This is a genomic window from Pleionea sediminis (assembly GCF_007570825.1).
GTDB classification, from domain to species: Bacteria; Pseudomonadota; Gammaproteobacteria; order Enterobacterales; family Kangiellaceae; genus Pleionea; species Pleionea sediminis.
Window position 1 is genome coordinate 695,702 of record NZ_SUNB01000002.1, and the last position, 16,381, is coordinate 712,082.

A 16,381-nucleotide genomic window follows, 5' to 3' on the forward strand; every position below is an offset into this window, starting at 1 on the left:
ATGAATCAAGAAAATCAAAGTAATATTATGCCTTTTAACTATCGTCCGAGACGGACCATGCTGTATGTTCCAGCACATATTGAACGTCATATTGAAAAATCTCGCGGCTTAGATGCCGACTCAATAATATTTGATCAGCAAGAGTCTGTTCCCCCTCAATTAAAAGACAAAGCACGAGAAAACTTATTAAAGTATTTATCCAAATCTGACTTTGGTCACTCCGAAAAAGTTGTTCGCATTAATCCTCTAGATTCTCCATGGGGACTTGACGATCTTAAAACTTTGGTAGACTTAAGCGTAGATGCTGTACTATTCCCGAGAATGGAAAGTGCGGAACAACTCGAGGAATCTATTTATCATCTAGATAATGCTGGCGGTGGACATTTAAAAATAATGGTGAACATAGAAAGCCCGCTGGGTGTGCTTAATGCACAACAAATCGCAGCCAACGACCGGTTAGAAGTGCTTGTTCTTGGCACGACGGATTTAGCGAATGAACTTAAATTGAACCAAACACCTGACCGAACTGGCTTACTCACTAGTTTATCGATGGTCATTCTTGCCGCTCGAGCCTTTAAAAAATACGTTATTGACGGCCCCCACTTTGATCTAAAAAACGTTGAAGCTTGTGAGTACTCATGTCGTCAAGCACGAGATCTCGGATTTGACGGAAAAACAGTTATTCATCCTGTTCAACTCGATTATACAAATGATGCTTTTACTCCTAAGCGCGATGAGATCAATAAAGCTAAACGTATTCTCAAAGCAATTGAAGAAGCGAATAAAGCCGATCGTTCAATGGCAGTACTTGATGATCGATTAATTGAGCCATCTCTCACTGAGTGGGCACAAAGAGTTATAGCAGTTTACGAAACCGTGCATGAAATTGGTCAAAGCGAACTTTGTGGTCCGGAGAAATAATGATGGCTCAACAAAAAACGTTTGCCGGAAATTTTTTCGAAGACTTTGACTTGGACGATGTCATTGTTCATGGTACTCCAAGAACAATTACCGAAGGTGATGTCGCTCTTTATATCGCCTTAACCGGCAGCCGACACGTTTTACACTGTGCAGATACGGTTGCAAAAGAATGCGGTTTCGAAAAGACTCCAATCGATAATTTGTTACTTTTCCATGTTGCCTTCGGAAAAACGGTTCCAGAAGTTTCGCTCAATGCCGTTGCCAATCTTGGTTATGCAGAATGTCGCTTTATCAATCCAGCTTATACTGGTGACACAGTATCAGTTGTTTCCAGAGTTATTGGTTTGAAAGAAAACAGCAATGGAAAAACAGGCATTGTCTATGTCCATTCAATTGCAAAAAATCAATCAGACACAACTTTGGTAGAATGGAAGCGCTGGGTGATGGTCAACAAGAAAGTACCTTCTGCCCCCACCGGAATAAACTCACAACCAGAGACACTACCTACAGTTGAAATGACCGAAGATTTAATTCCGGACACTTTAAGCTTTAAGCAATTTAGTCAGGAGTGGACAGCAAGCAATCACCTTTGGTCCGATTACTCTCCAGGAGAATCGATTGAGCACGTTGATGGTATGACAATTAACGACTCCGATCATTCGTTGGCAACTCGCCTCTATCAAAACAATGCAAAAGTACATTTTGACGCTTATGCAATGCAACACTCAAGACATGGAAATCGTCTAGTTTACGGTGGGCATATCATGTCTCTATGCCGGGCTTTAAGTTATAACGGTCTAGCAAACGGATTATGGTTAGCCTCAATCAATGGTGGAGCACATGCTAATCCAAGTTTCGCTGGAGATACCATTTATTGCCGTTCAATTATTATGGATAAAGGCGAATTCGAAACAAGAAGTGATATTGGTTGGTTAAGGGTGAAAACTTATGGTTTTAAAAACTGCCAAGAAGACATTCGACAGCAAATTTTAGCGCAGACACCGGTTAATCTAAAAAATGACCATGTTGTTCTTGAACTAGACTACACACTGCTTGCTCCAAAGTTATAAAAACCGATTGGTCACTCACTTTTGGGTGACCAATTTAACTCACTCTTGTTTCTGGATGAGTGCAGCTTCACTAATCCACTCTCGATTAAAGCAAGCGACGACTTCATAACTTCAGAAATACTAACTTCTTTTTCGCCATAAACCCCTTCAAGTCCCACCCAACAGTTTTTGCCACTTTGCTTCGCACAATACAAGCACAAATCGGCTATTTGAATGATTTGTTCTGGCAGCATCTGAGAAGCATCGTAACTGGAGAAAGGATAAGGCGCAAAACCAACAGAACATGTGAGATTTAACGTCAGTTCTCTACTAATAGGAAATTTATGTTCCATAAATGCTTGAAGTATTCGCTCAGCTATAATAGGTCCTTCACTCCGTTGTGTATCACGCATCACAAATAAAAATTCTTCACCACCATAGCGAACAATATAATCACCTTTACGAATCACCTTCGACGCAACATTGGTAATTTCAATTAGAATTTTATCGCCCACTGCGTGACCATAGGTATCATTAATTTTTTTAAAGTTATCAATATCAATAATAAAGAATAAAAGATCATGCTTTTGTACTTCTTCCAGATTGTCGAAATCTGAATTTAAAGAGATATACGCTCGATTTACATTGCCAATATCACGTTCTAAATAATGATAGAGTAATCGTCGATTACCCAAACCGGTTAGAGCATCCGTCATACTCACTTTCTCAAGTTTCTCATTAGCAATTTTCAATTCTCGATTGACACCTTCCAGCTGTTCATTTTTCGACTTTAACTCTTGAGTTCTATGCTTCACAAGGTAATGCAGCCGCTCTAGCATCTCTTTATTGCGCTTTTGATAACGGGTCCAACCTTCAACCGAGCCCCAAATTAAAGAAAATAAAAGTACGACGTAAAGTACATAAGCCCACCCCGTCAACCACCACGGTGGAACCAACTCTATTGGAATAACCAAAGTGTCATGACTCCAAGCACCAAAACTATTTTTTGCCTTTACCTCTAAACGATAATCTCCAGCTGGCAAAGAACTAAAGCTAATACGACGAAGATCATGCTCAGTTGTTTGCCATTTGTCTTGAAAGCCCACAAGCCGATATATAAATGAATTTTTATCTGGAGCCACAAAATCATTTGTTGTCAGTGAGAACTCTATTCGATCATAATTTTCACTAACTCTCAAATTTTCAAGTCGGTAAACCGGACCTTTCAGTTTGTAATTTTCAGTTGAAGTATCAACTCGCTCTCCATTAATCCGTAAACTATTTAAGTAAACTCGGTGATTCGCTACTTTTCGACTAATTTTTCCGGGATCAATGACCACCATACCCTTTAAACTTCCGAAATAAAACTTTCCGTCTTTAGATTTAAAGTATGCACCAGAGTTAAACTCATTATGCGGCAAGCCATGTGTCTTCTTATAAGTTATATACTGTTGCTGCTCTGGAATATAACGCGTTAACCCTCTGTTTGTCGTCGACCATAACCAACCATACTTATCATCCATAATGGAATAAATTACATCGTTAGGTAAACCATCTTCAGATGTATAATACTGAAAAACACCGGATGTTAAATTTAGTTTTGCAACGCCTCGACCATAAGAACCCATCCACATTGTCGTATCATTTTCTTGGTATAAACTCCATATCGAATTGCTTGGAGTATGAAGTCGTTCATCCAGTCCTCCATGATAATGACTTACTTTTGACATATTACTAGGTTGAATTACATGGACTCCAGAGTCATCGGTAGCAACCCATAAAGTTCCTTGTTTATCTTTCATCAACGTCGAAATACGTTCGATACTTCTTGAAGGGTTTAACTTATATTGCTTAAAAACATTTTCTGTTTCACTCCACCAAAACAAACCTTTGTCATAAGTTCCAACCCAAAGACGCCCCATGTCATCTTCAATAATCGCCCGAACTAACTCTCCGGGCTGAAGAGCAATATTCATATCATCAGAAAAGTAGTTAAATCCTGACTCTTCAGAAAAACGAACGAGTCCTTTCTCCGTACCAACTAACAAGTTTCCATTTTTATCTGTGTAGAAGACTCGAATAAAATTACTAAGCAAAGGGTTCTTAAAGTCAGATTCTCGATCAATAAGCCTCATTTCTTCAGAAATTTCATTTCCTGTTAAAATACCAGAGCCATCCGTGCCTACCCAAATCTGACCAGAAGGGTCCTGATAGATCGCACGTATACTCGGCTCTTCCAGTACTTTATTATCCTTAAGCTCAAACTTACTGAAGACTTCAAGACCATTCACATTTGGCGTTAGTTTTATCACACCATTTAACCATGTACCAATCCAAATGATACCATCTTCAGATTGGAAGATACTAACAACATGCTCATCAGGAATTTTGAAATAATCACTACTCGGACTGAAGTTAGCAATTTTTTCATTTTCGTACTGATAAGACCAAGCTCCCCCTGTATCACTTGTTATCCAAACTCCGCCATTATGCGTCTCATCAATGGAGTTCAATTTATGTTTTTTAATTTTACTATTCAGTTCACTCAATGATGGGCTTTCAACTTCTCTCCATCCTTGAGGATGTTTTTTATAAACGCGAACAGAATCTTTAAGTAATATCCAAAATCGACTTTTTTGGTCTTGAAATATCCTGTTTACCGGCTCAGAAGTTGTTAGTTTTGGGATCTCATAATATTGGCCTTGTGCAAAGCCTTTAACACCGCTTGTAGTGGCAACAAATATTTGATTATCAGAATCTATGATAAAGTCAGTCACTTCATCATCTGGAGCTTCCCTCTCTGACAAAAAATAAAATTTACTGGTATAAGTGCTCAAATCATTTGAGGTAATCAAATGAAATAATCCTAACTCACTAATAAACCAAACTTGCCCAGAAGCATCAACATCACATGAAATTACTTGACGCCCACCTCTGCCTCCAGAGATGTCATTCAGACTAATTTGAAATCCTTCATTTTGTTCAATGTCATAACGCAATACACCGCCATCTAATGACGTCGCCCACAATATTCCGTCATTAATACAAATTTTTGAAAAGCTAAATAAAGAACGTTTGTCAAATTTTCGATTATTTAAATTTTGATGACTCACACCATCATACCGGGAGATTCCTTCATCCGTCGCAAAATATAGAAAACCATATTTGTCTTGCGCAATGGCTCTCACGGTCGACTGTGGTAGACCATCCTCCACGCCAATGACTTGCATCTGGTAAGAGATTCCAGTCACTAGCTGAGAGCAAACCGTAAAAGTGATTAGTATCGCTGAAGCGAAAAGTCGACGTATCACCGACATGCAACACCAACAAAAAGAGATTTATTTAAATGCATGTTGATAAGTGAGATTCTTTTAATATTGTTATTTAAGCTTATATGAAATACGTAATAACTCAAGAGCATCAATAGCTTGAGTTACCTTAGCGATTTCCTTGTAAACCACCTGTATGCCATAAAATCACCTGTTTATTCGCCATCAACCCCTCTCGACAATAAGCTCTAAAAGCATTGCACATTTTAGCCGAATAAACTGGTTCAAACTTAACAGACCACAGGGACTCGAAATAACTCAAATCATTGATAACATCCCTGCTTAACTTTCCGAATCCTTTATCACAAAAACGGTGCTCTAAAACAAGATTGCCAGGCCAATCTCTTCCCGACTCTTTTACCAAAGAAAGCAAAGAGCTCTCAATGTCTTCAGCGCCTTTAAGCACAACGACTCCAATCACTTTCGACTTCCACTGTTTTTCAAGAATACCCAGCGCAATGCCAAGCGCAGTACAACCGGTTCCCACAGGTACAAATATGTAGTCAGGTTCCTTATCAAGTTCAAAAACAGATTGGATAACGCCCTCAAGAGCAGATACACTACTTCCACCCTCAGGTATCCATATAGCATCTTCAGGGACCAAGCCAGTTGCTCCGGGTTCCTCTCTTAAATTTCTAAACGCCGCCTTATTAATAAATTGTAGATTGGTATTCCAACTCACCATATCAGTCAAAGTAGGGCCATAATCCTGAGGTTCATGACCGCGTATAAAAGCAGTAAAAGGAATTGAATATGAAAAACACACAAAGCTCAATGCATGTAAAAAATTTGAACGATTTCCCCCCATAGAGGCGACATGTGAGGGTTGTTCTATATTCCACTGACTTAACTCAAGTGATAACTTACGAGCTTTGTTTCCAGAAATTACCGGATGTATAAGATCATCACGTTTAACCCATAACCGAACAGACTCTTCCCACTCAGGTGACAAGAGCTCTTGTAGTTTAGAATGATGGAATAGTGGCGGTTCAAAAATCAAGTAAAAAGCACCAACCGATTGCTAACAAAGCCATCCGGGGCATCTCAACATTTCCTAATCAGGATACTTTCTATTTGGTCTTCAATCTTAAAGATTTGCAGCACGAGACATAATCAGCCAAGACGTATTTTGATCTCTTCGATCACTTCGACCACGCCTATCCAACCCAAAGTTATTTAACAAAGATTCAAGTCGGCGATTATTGTTCGTGCGACGTCGATCTATTCGACGCTCAGGACCAATGTAGCAACGCTCTCCGTTAATTTCTGCAAAATGCGCAGACGGGGTATTACTCATTGTCACAACCTCATATTACTGATGGAACCAAACATACTGGATAGTTATTAACCAATACGCTCAGATACGTGCATTGTAGCGCTTACAACTAACTTTTCCAAAAAAAACAGCGAAATTCGTCAAGAAATGGCTGATAATGGGAAATTATTTTACTATTTATTCTTATTGGAGATATAAGTTAATACATTTTATGCCTATCATCGATCCTTTCAATCCACGAAAAAAGCATACATTATTGCTCGCCCACGGCGCTGGAGAATCCGCTCAATCTAACTTTATGAATCAACTTAAAGAACTTATTGAACAATTTGGAATTCAAGTTTTACGATTAAATTTTCTTTATATGGAAAAAGCCCTTAAGGAAAATAAACGACGTCCGCCCGATCGAATACCGAAACTGATCGAAGAGTTTCGCAATCAAATAGACACACTTAATAAAAAACCCATTTGGATTGGGGGGAAATCAATGGGTGGACGTGTAGCGACCATGTGCAACGATCATAACAATGTCACCGGCTGTATCGGATTCGGCTATCCTTTTCATCCCCCAGGAAAACCCGAAAATCTTAGAACAGAACATCTGACTAAAATAGCGAAGCCTTGTCTTATTCTGCAAGGCGAAAGAGATACCTTCGGTACGATTAGCGAGATCAGTGAATATCAATTGAGTAAAAAGATTCATATCGAATCAATAATCGATGGGGATCATAGTTTTAAGCCAAGAAAAAGATCTGGGTTAACACAAGAAGAAAATCTGAAATACGCCGCTCAAAAGGCCGCAGAATTTATCAAAAAGAACACATAAAAAAAGCCACCTACGGGTGGCTTTTTTACGAAACTTTAAATTAATTGAATTATTACTCAATCATTTTAAGAACTTTCTCTGCAACCTTTGCAGGTAAAGGAACATAACCATCTTTAACAACAACTTCTTGTCCTTTCTTAGAAACAACCAACTTCAAGAACTCGCGCTCTAAAGGAGAAAGAGGTTTGTTAGGATGCTTATTAACGTAAACATACAAATAACGGCTTAATGGGAAAGAGCCATTCAACGCGTTTTCTGGCGTTGCTTCAACAAAAGGCTGACCTTCTTTTTTAGCCAAAGGAACTAAACGAACACCAGAAGTAATATAACCAATTCCTGAATAACCAATTCCATTTTTAGATTGGCTAATCGCTTGTACAACAGCTGCAGAACCAGGTTGCTCATTTACACTGTTCTTAAAGTCACCTTTACACAAACCTTTCTTTTTAAAGTAACCGTAAGTACCAGAAACCGAGTTGCGTCCGAATAATTGAATCACACCTAAACCATCAACGCCCACTTGTTCCCAAGAAGCTATATCTCCTTCAGCTTTACATTTTCTCGTTGAAGAAAAGATTGCGTCAACTTGAGGAATAGTCAATCCTTTAATTGGATTGTCTTTGTTAACATAAACAGCTAAAGCATCAATCGCGACAGGAATAGCTGTAGGCTTATAACCATGCTTTTTCTCAAATGCAGCAATTTCTTTTGATTTCATTTTACGACTCATAGGACCGAAATTAGAGGTGCCTTGAGTTAATGCAGGTGGTGCAGTTGAAGAACCCGCAGCCTGAATTTGAATATTTACATTAGGATAAATGCGCTTGAACTCTTCTTGCCAAAGAGTCATTAAGTTAGCCAAAGTATCGGAACCAACCGAAGATAGGTTACCTGAGATACCGCTAGTTTTTTCATAATCCGATAAATTAGGATCAACCTTAGCACCTGCTGCAGAAACGACAACCGTCGCTGCCATACTCGCTGCTAAAGCAATATTTTTAAGAAGTTTCATCATACTCTCCCAAACAATTTTATGTATAACCCAAAACTGGATATCTGCCATGATAGAGAGCAAATGTTTCGCTTTTATGACAATATGACACTTTTTTATTTTTATTTAAAATCAATAACTTAGAAAATTCGTTTTGGACGATACTTGATTTTACGTGACACTTTTGTGCTGTTTATTTGACAGGTTTAAAATAACAGTAAAAACAACTTCCTTTCCCAACTTCACTGGTAACCTGTAATTTCGAACCATGACGCTCCAAGACATGTTTAACAATCGCCAATCCAAGCCCTGTTCCGCCCACAGCCCGATCACGCCCATCATCAACACGATAAAACCGCTCGGTTAATCGAGGAATATGCATTGGATCAATCCCTGGTCCCGTATCCTCAACCGCCATTCTTAGACCTTTCGCTTGCTGTTCCCAAAAAATGGTTATGCGTCCACCGGAAGGCGTGTATCTAACGGCATTAAAGATCAAATTTGAAAACGCACTATGAAGTTCTTTCTCATTGCCTAAAATCGCCGTTTCAGAATGACACTCAAACGAAATAGAATGCTGTCCATCACTTAAGGCTACCGCTTCTTCAGTAATCCTCTTAAGCATGACATGCGGTTTTATAGGTGTATTTCGAATCGGTTCATTTCCAGAATCCAATTTCGACAATGTTAGTAAATCATCCACCAACGAGCGCATTCTATGAATTTGTTGCCCCATTTGTTCAATCGGACGCTCAAAAAACGCAGGCAAATGCTCTTTTGAGTCGGACATAATTTCTACATATCCATTAATTACAGTTAATGGCGTTCGTAACTCATGAGAGACATTCGCTACAAAGTCTTGACGGACTTTTTCAAGCTGATACAAACGGGTAACATTTCGAACCATTAATAGCCGCTGATTATTATTGTAGGATGTTAATCGCAAACTTAATTTAATGTGTTCATCAATCGGGGAAGTTAATTCTATTGGCAGAGAATAGTCGCCATTATCCAAATACTCAACAAACCGAGGGTTTCGTATTAAATTACTAATACGTTGGCCAATATCCTTTTTACTATTAAGTGCCAGTAAATTTTCAGCTGATTTATTAAACCAGATGATCTCACTCATTTCGCCTAGAACAATGGCGCCATCGGGTAAGGCTGCGGTTGAAGCTCTAAACTCACTTAAAATAGAAGTTAAACGTTTACGAGACTTTCTATTTCGCCTTTGCAGCAAATAAATACTGTGGAAAATATCACTCCATATGCCCAAAGAGTCAGGAGGATATAAATCGCGAGATTCAGTTAACCAGTGTTTCAAGCGTACTATCTGGCGAACATGCCAAACCAAGTAAATTGAAATTAAAGCAAATAAAATTTCAAAGGTAGTACTCGTAAATACACCGATTAATAAAGCAATCAAGGATACGACAGAAACAACCCATATCTCGACGCCCCAATATCGGAAGCTACTCATTATGCCCCCTACTGGAGATTATTTATTCTATCTATAAATAGTTTTATATTCTGTGTGAGAAGCGATATCCAGCTCCGCGAACAGTCTGCACATAATTTTCCAAATTGTACGGAGCAAGTGCTTTGCGAAGTCGACGAATATGAACATCGACCGTTCTTTCTTCTACAATAACTTGGTGTCCCCATACCGAATCGAGTAATTGGCCACGGGTGAAAACACGCTCCTGATGCTCTAGAAAGAATAATAATAGCTTATATTCTGTTGGACCCATCTTCACCGTTTGGCCATCAACTGACACACGATGTCCTGCAGTATCAACTTTTAATCTTCCAGTCTCGATAACTCTTTCTTCGGAAACACTAGGATCCGTTCGACGTAATACCGCACGAATTCTTGCCATAAGCTCTCGCGGTGAAAAAGGTTTGATAACATAATCGTCAGCGCCAGCATCCAATCCTTTAATCCGGTCATCTTCTTCACCGCGAGCCGTTAACAATATCACCGGAACATGCTGGAATTGAGTGTTCTTTTTAACTTTATGTGTCATTTCAATTCCTGAAGCACCGGGCAACATCCAATCTACCAGTAACAAATCAGGAATGGCTTGCTCTTGTAACAATGATAGCGCTTTTTCTGCTGTACCGGCTTGCAAAGTCGAGTAACCCGATTGCTCTAAAGAAAAAACCAACATCTCTCGAATATCGCGTTCATCTTCGACAACCATGATTGTTGCGCTCATAACCGTTATCCTTTTTTAATTTTTATCAATTATCAGCATTTTCACTTGATGATGCTAAAGCTTGCATTTCTTTTAAGCTCACATGTCTTACATCTTTACCTTCAACAAGATAAATAACGTACTCACAGATATTTCTCGCATGGTCACCAATCCGCTCTAATGATCGAGCAGACCAAAGAACGTCTAAAGCCGGTGAGATACTGCGAGGATCTTCCATCATATAAGTAATTAGTTGACGGGTTATCGCGTCGTATTCTTTATCCGCCGTTTTTTCCATTTGAGCTACTCGTAAAGCAGCATCAACATCCAAACGAGCAAAAGCATCGAGTGCCTGATTGATCATTGACTTTACGTGGTTACCCAAATTCATCACTGCACCAAACTGCTTTTTTGAGGGCAGAGAGTTATCCATAGAAAGCGCAATATGATTGGCCATTCGAGCAATCTTTTCTGCCTCATCACCCACTCGCTCAAGATCAGTAATTGTTTTTATGATCGCAACAACTAATCTCAAATCTCCAGCAGCGGGTTGACGCTTTGCCAGTATGCGAGTGCACTCTTCGTCGATGTTCACTTCGTAGGTGTTTACTTTTTGATCTCTCTCAATCACTTCTTTAGAAAGATCAGAGTCAAGTGTAGATAACGATTCTAATGCCTGTTCAATTTGCTCTTCTACAAGCCCACCCATCGTCAAAACTTTCTGACGCACATTTTCGAGCTCTTCATTGAACTGCTGCGAAATATGCTTGGTAAATAAACCTTTCTCCATAACGCTCTCTCTTTTGCAAAAAAATCAGGGTTTTAAACTTAACCGTAACGACCTGTAATATAATCTTCTGTTTTCTTTTTTCTTGGATTGGTAAAAATTGTATCGGTTTTATCAAACTCGACCATATCACCCATAAACATAAATGCAGTGTAATCGGACACTCGCGCTGCCTGCTGCATATTATGAGTAACAATGACAATGGTGTACTGTTCTTTTAACTCGTGAATGAGTTCTTCAATTTTCAATGTCGAAATAGGATCCAGAGCCGATGCAGGCTCATCCAATAATAAAACTTCAGGTTGAACGGCAATAGAGCGAGCAATGACTAATCGCTGTTGCTGACCACCAGACATTCCTAATGCATTATCATCGAGTCGATCTTTAACCTCATCCCACAAAGCAGCACCTTTTAACGCCCACTCAACCACTTCGTCGAGAACACTGCGTTTATTGATCCCTTGTAAACGCAAACCATAAGCGACATTCTCATAAATCGACTTAGGAAAAGGATTGGGTTTTTGAAATACCATACCGACGTTTCTGCGTAAATCAGCAACGTTGACACCCTTACCGTAAATATTTTCACCATTTAAATTAATGGCTCCATCTACACGAGCAATATCAACCAGATCATTCATACGATTAAAACAACGAAGTAACGTAGATTTACCACAGCCACTTGGCCCAATAAATGCGGTTACTTTCTTTTCTGGAATTTTCAAACTGATATCATGCAGCGCTTGCTTGTCGCCATAAAACAAGTTCAAGTTCTCGACTTCTATCGCGATTTTCTCATTTTGAAGCGCTTCAAAATTGATGCCATCGTTGGAATCTTCTTTAGTTAAATCTAACTCTACATTTGTACTCATACGTTCACCTAATTATCTACTGGAATTAAATTGCGGAATTAATTTTCCAGTGACTTAAACTTTTCTCGAAGTCGATTTCGAATTTTAATAGCAGAAATATTCAATAGAATAATCACTAAAACTAGTAAGAATGCTGTGGCATAAACCAGTGGCCGAGCAGCCTCTACATTCGGGCTTTGGAAACCTACATCGTAGATGTGGAAACCAAGATGCATAAACTTTCTATCCAAATGCAAAAACGGCGCATTTGCATCTAATGGCAGTGTTGGAGCCAGCTTAACGACACCAACTAACATCAAAGGAGCAACTTCACCAGCTGCTCGAGCAATTGCCAAAATTAATCCAGTCATCATCGCTGGACTCGCCATCGGTAATACCGTTCGCCACAAAGTTTCAATTTTCGTTGCTCCTAATGCCAAGCTTCCTTCTCGAATCGACTTGGGAATACGAGAAAGACCTTCTTCAGTTGACACAATAACAACTGGCAAAGTTAACAACGCTAAGGTAATGGACGCCCACATTAGTCCCGAAGTACCAAACGTGGGTGCTGGTTTCGCCTCTGGGTAAAATAAGTCGTCAATGGAACCACCCAAAAAGTAAACGAAAAATCCGAGGCCAAAAACGCCATATACAATCGAAGGAACACCAGCAAGATTATTCACAGCAATGCGAATTAAGCGTGTTAAAAATCCTTGCTTTGCATATTCATGAAGATAAACAGCGGCAACAACACCAAAAGGGGTCACCATAACTGACATTAGCAAGACCATCAAAACAGTACCGAAAATCGCAGGAAAAACGCCACCTTCAGTATTAGCTTCTCGCGGCTCATCAGAAACGAACTCACCTGCTTTTAGAAAATAATGCCCCAGCTTCTGTAAAAAACTCATTTCATTAGGCTTAAACGCCATGACAATATTTTCAGCAACAATATTGACTCTTTTATCATCAATAGTAACTAAAGATACAGTATCTCGTTTGGCTTGTTCATGCAGCTTAAATAATTCAGCTTGGACAACCTCAAACTTTTCTCTCAGCTCTTTTTCCTGACTGGCAATCTCAGCCAAAACTTCTGGAGTATCTTCATCTTTAAGCTCTAAACGACGTCGCTCCAATCGAAGTTCTTCAAGATCGTAATTGATGGCACCGATATCATCCTTTTCAAGATCTCGAGCTTTTTCATGCAATTCATTTGCTCGATCGATTGCCTCATGCATTTTCGCTAAAAGAACATCTTCATCATTCTGCGTAAAAACCTGGCCATCAAATTCAACTTGTTCAAGGAAACCGTAAAAGTTCCCCCACTCACGCCGTTCGATAACAACCACATCGGTGGCTAATTCGGTCTTTACAACATTTTTATTTTTAAGCCAGCGAAAATCGAGTCCGTACAATTCACGGTTACCGACTTTTAACAGTATCTGCTTGTCGGCTATTGGATCTCCACCTTTGGGTAACTCTTCTCCGTATTCTTCACCCATAGAAAGTTGCTTAGAACCATCTTCTAATTGCACTTCATAAATCGTAATCTCAGATGGCCAAAAGTGGCTCAATCCTCTCGCAGCTATTAGCAAAACAAGACCAATAACCATTACAAGAGCGATTGCGATTGCGCCTGCATTAAACCAGACCCAACACTCTCCAGATTTAAAAAACTTATCTTTCATCATTATGCCTAATCTGTAACCAACTTATAGCGAACCATATTTTCGACGTAAGCGATGTCGAATATTTTCCGCAAGAGTATTAAATACGAAAGTGAAAACGAACAGCACGAAGCCAGCGAGGAACAGTACTCGATAGTGCGATGAACCAACTTCTGACTCGGGCATTTCAACGGCGATATTCGCCGATAGTGTTCTCATACCTTCAAATATATTCGCTTCCATAATAGGTGTATTACCGGTCGCCATAAGTACAATCATGGTTTCACCAACGGCACGTCCAAGACCAATCATTACCGCAGAGAAAATACCAGGGCTCGCTGTCGGTAAAACAACTCGTACCAATGTTTGCCACTGACTCGCACCCAACGCGAGAGAACCATTTGATAAATGTTTGGGAACGCTAAATATGGCATCTTCAGCTATCGAGAAAATAGTCGGAATAACAGCAAACCCCATCGCAATACCTACAACCATAGAGTTTCTTTGGTCGTAACTAATCCCCATTTCCGCATCAAGCCAATGTGGCATGTCGCCGTCGAATAAAAGTTTTTCTACCGGGTAACTCAACTCGAAACACAACCAAGTACCGAAAATAATGAGTGGAATAAGTAATGCAGCCTGCCACCCCGGAGGGACTCGACCGGTAAACTCGGCCGGCAAACGATGCCAAAAATACCCGAAAGAGACAATTAGCACCGGCATTAAAATTAATATGAGAAAAACGCCTGGTAAATTCATTTCCATTAAAGGCGCCAACCACAAGCCAGCTAAAAATCCGAGTATTACGGTCGGTAACGCTTCCATAATTTCAACAGAAGGTTTAACCATCGAGCGCATTTGCGGGGCCATAAAATACGCAGTGAAAATAGCACCGCAAATGGCCAAAGGCATCGCAAACAGCATCGCATAAAAAGCGGCCTTTAAAGTACCAAAGCTTAATGGCACTAATGAGAATTTCGCTTCAAAGTCAGTAGTCGATGCCGAAGATTGCCAGGTATAAGTCGGTTCAGGATAACTCTCATACCAAACTTTTCCCCACAATGCCGACCATGAAAGATCAGGATGCTCATTTTCGACTTGCCAAGTTTGAACGCCTGAATCAGAAGAAATCATGAGAAAGTTTGCGCGAGGATTGATAATCACTTTAGCGCTATCAGCCAACCCTTCTATTTTTTCCAGCAAAGCTAAACGATGAGAGGTTGCATAAAACAATCCAAGTTCATTTGCCTGACTTAAAGCAACAAAACCTTTTCTACGAATTTCTGGATAAATGTCTTTTACCGGTGAATCGCTAAATTCAAAGTTCCGAATATTGTTCAATCGATAGGTGTTGTTCTCATCACGGACAGGAAACCACTGACTAATTTGTCCCGTTGAATCACCAACAATCAGAGAAATTCCACCGACTAGCATCTCAACATCAGTAACCGATACTGTGCTGCCTACCAATGAGGTACGTTCGTTACTGATGAGCTCGCTGTCTTCAACCCAATAGCTATGGAGTTCTCCTTGCGATGAAATAACGTATACCCAAGTGGCAGTAGGATCGTGTAATAAGTAATCGACTGCAATTTCGCTTTCAATTTCTTGTCGATTATCTTCCTCTAAAGTCACCTCATCAGAAAGGAAAGACTCTTGAATAGAAAAAGTGATGTAGGTTAATTTGTCTTCTGTATCAGCGGTTACGATACTTAATGTTTCGCCATTTTTGGCGGCAGCAATAGCAGTAACAGGAACATCTTGTAGTTCAATCCCTTCGGTACCAAAAGGGTATAAAACATTCGGAGTAATGACTCGTTCTCCATTAGGATAACTGAGCTTAAACTCTTGTTTTAGCAATAAAATACGACCCGATGATAAACCAGCAACCAACAAGTTTTCTTCACGATTCGCATACTTTACTTGAGTTACCGATTCGCCAGGCTCCAGCTCTAAAGAGTAGTTTTCGATGACATTTCCGTTGGCGGTATCAAAAAATATGAAGTCGCCATTACTGTTTAATTGATAGGCAATCTCGCCATATTCTTCGGTGCCCCACATCAACGTAGAATCTAGTTGATAGGTATACTCTTGTTTTGGCTCAATTTCTGCACTTTTGAAGATAGGAAATACAACGTAAAGCAGATAAAAGAATATCATCACCACAGCAATAATTACTGACACGCCACCAAAAGCAATGCCGTACTTTGCTAATAAATCTTTGGATCTGCGAAAAGTATGATGGCCACTGGAAGTCTGCTTATCAAGCAAGCCCCGGACTTTATCTTTAACAGATTCGAATTCTCGACTTAAATCGTTCATGGTTCACTTATGCCTTTATTAGTCCGGCCATTGTAGGGGGGCTTTGTTACAGTTATATGACACATTGTCATATTTGTCACATAACAATGATAATCAGGTTTACCCTGCTGTTTTTTATGGACTTTTCAACAATAAAAAGGTAGTTTTCACGGTGTCAACAAAAG

Annotated in this window: 13 protein-coding genes; 3 read left to right on the plus strand and 10 right to left on the minus strand. The window is 39.7% G+C overall.

The features are described 5' to 3' along the window. Positions 1–921, plus strand: coding sequence for an HpcH/HpaI aldolase/citrate lyase family protein (locus FAX86_RS12985; protein ID WP_246128596.1), 921 nt, complete (start codon positions 1–3; stop codon positions 919–921). Continuing rightward, positions 921–1,991 carry a MaoC family dehydratase gene (locus tag FAX86_RS12990; RefSeq protein WP_246128597.1) on the plus strand — a complete coding sequence of 357 codons (1,071 nt, stop codon included), beginning with the start codon at positions 921–923 and terminating at the stop codon, positions 1,989–1,991. Before FAX86_RS12985 ends, FAX86_RS12990 begins: the two co-directional genes overlap by 1 nt. Positions 1,992–2,002: 11 nt before the next feature. On the opposite strand, the gene FAX86_RS12995 is transcribed toward FAX86_RS12990, so the two are convergent. The 3 genes from FAX86_RS12995 to FAX86_RS13005 all read right to left on the minus strand — a co-directional run bounded on the left by FAX86_RS12995 (position 2,003) and on the right by FAX86_RS13005 (position 6,596). Beyond that, positions 2,003–5,287 (minus strand): ligand-binding sensor domain-containing protein, encoded by a 3,285-nt coding sequence (locus tag FAX86_RS12995; RefSeq protein ID WP_144393840.1) that lies wholly within the window; start codon positions 5,285–5,287, stop codon positions 2,003–2,005. 121 nt (positions 5,288–5,408) lie between these two features. Beyond that, entirely contained in the window at positions 5,409–6,299 is an 891-nt protein-coding gene (locus FAX86_RS13000) for a 1-aminocyclopropane-1-carboxylate deaminase/D-cysteine desulfhydrase (RefSeq protein ID WP_144393841.1), read from the minus strand. 87 nt (positions 6,300–6,386) lie between these two features. Beyond that, positions 6,387–6,596, minus strand: coding sequence for a hypothetical protein (locus tag FAX86_RS13005; RefSeq protein WP_144393842.1), 210 nt, complete (start codon positions 6,594–6,596; stop codon positions 6,387–6,389). A 190-nt stretch (positions 6,597–6,786) separates the two neighbouring features. Here FAX86_RS13005 and FAX86_RS13010 point away from each other — a divergent pair, with 190 nt between their 5' ends. Beyond that, complete coding sequence (locus tag FAX86_RS13010) at positions 6,787–7,401, plus strand: alpha/beta family hydrolase (protein ID WP_144394047.1); 615 nt, start codon at positions 6,787–6,789, stop codon at positions 7,399–7,401. A gap of 52 nt (positions 7,402–7,453) precedes the next feature. On the opposite strand, the gene FAX86_RS13015 is transcribed toward FAX86_RS13010, so the two are convergent. The 7 genes from FAX86_RS13015 to FAX86_RS13045 all read right to left on the minus strand — a co-directional run bounded on the left by FAX86_RS13015 (position 7,454) and on the right by FAX86_RS13045 (position 16,217). Then, complete coding sequence (locus FAX86_RS13015; RefSeq protein ID WP_144393843.1) at positions 7,454–8,413, minus strand: PstS family phosphate ABC transporter substrate-binding protein; 960 nt, start codon at positions 8,411–8,413, stop codon at positions 7,454–7,456. Positions 8,414–8,585: 172 nt separating this feature from the next. Continuing rightward, positions 8,586–9,872 (minus strand): phosphate regulon sensor histidine kinase PhoR, encoded by a 1,287-nt coding sequence (gene phoR, locus FAX86_RS13020; RefSeq protein ID WP_144393844.1) that lies wholly within the window; start codon positions 9,870–9,872, stop codon positions 8,586–8,588. Positions 9,873–9,915: 43 nt separating this feature from the next. Further along, a complete protein-coding gene (gene phoB / locus FAX86_RS13025) occupies positions 9,916–10,611 on the minus strand; it encodes a phosphate regulon transcriptional regulator PhoB (protein WP_144393845.1) in 696 nt (231 codons plus the stop codon). Positions 10,612–10,636: 25 nt separating this feature from the next. Further along, a complete protein-coding gene (phoU, locus tag FAX86_RS13030) occupies positions 10,637–11,380 on the minus strand; it encodes a phosphate signaling complex protein PhoU (RefSeq protein WP_144393846.1) in 744 nt (247 codons plus the stop codon). A gap of 38 nt (positions 11,381–11,418) precedes the next feature. Next, complete coding sequence (pstB, locus tag FAX86_RS13035) at positions 11,419–12,249, minus strand: phosphate ABC transporter ATP-binding protein PstB (protein WP_144393847.1); 831 nt, start codon at positions 12,247–12,249, stop codon at positions 11,419–11,421. A gap of 38 nt (positions 12,250–12,287) precedes the next feature. Continuing rightward, positions 12,288–13,916 (minus strand): phosphate ABC transporter permease PstA, encoded by a 1,629-nt coding sequence (gene pstA, locus FAX86_RS13040; protein ID WP_144393848.1) that lies wholly within the window; start codon positions 13,914–13,916, stop codon positions 12,288–12,290. Positions 13,917–13,940: 24 nt separating this feature from the next. Beyond that, positions 13,941–16,217 carry an ABC transporter permease subunit gene (locus tag FAX86_RS13045; protein WP_144393849.1) on the minus strand — a complete coding sequence of 759 codons (2,277 nt, stop codon included), beginning with the start codon at positions 16,215–16,217 and terminating at the stop codon, positions 13,941–13,943. Between the last annotated feature and the right edge of the window lie 164 nt (positions 16,218–16,381).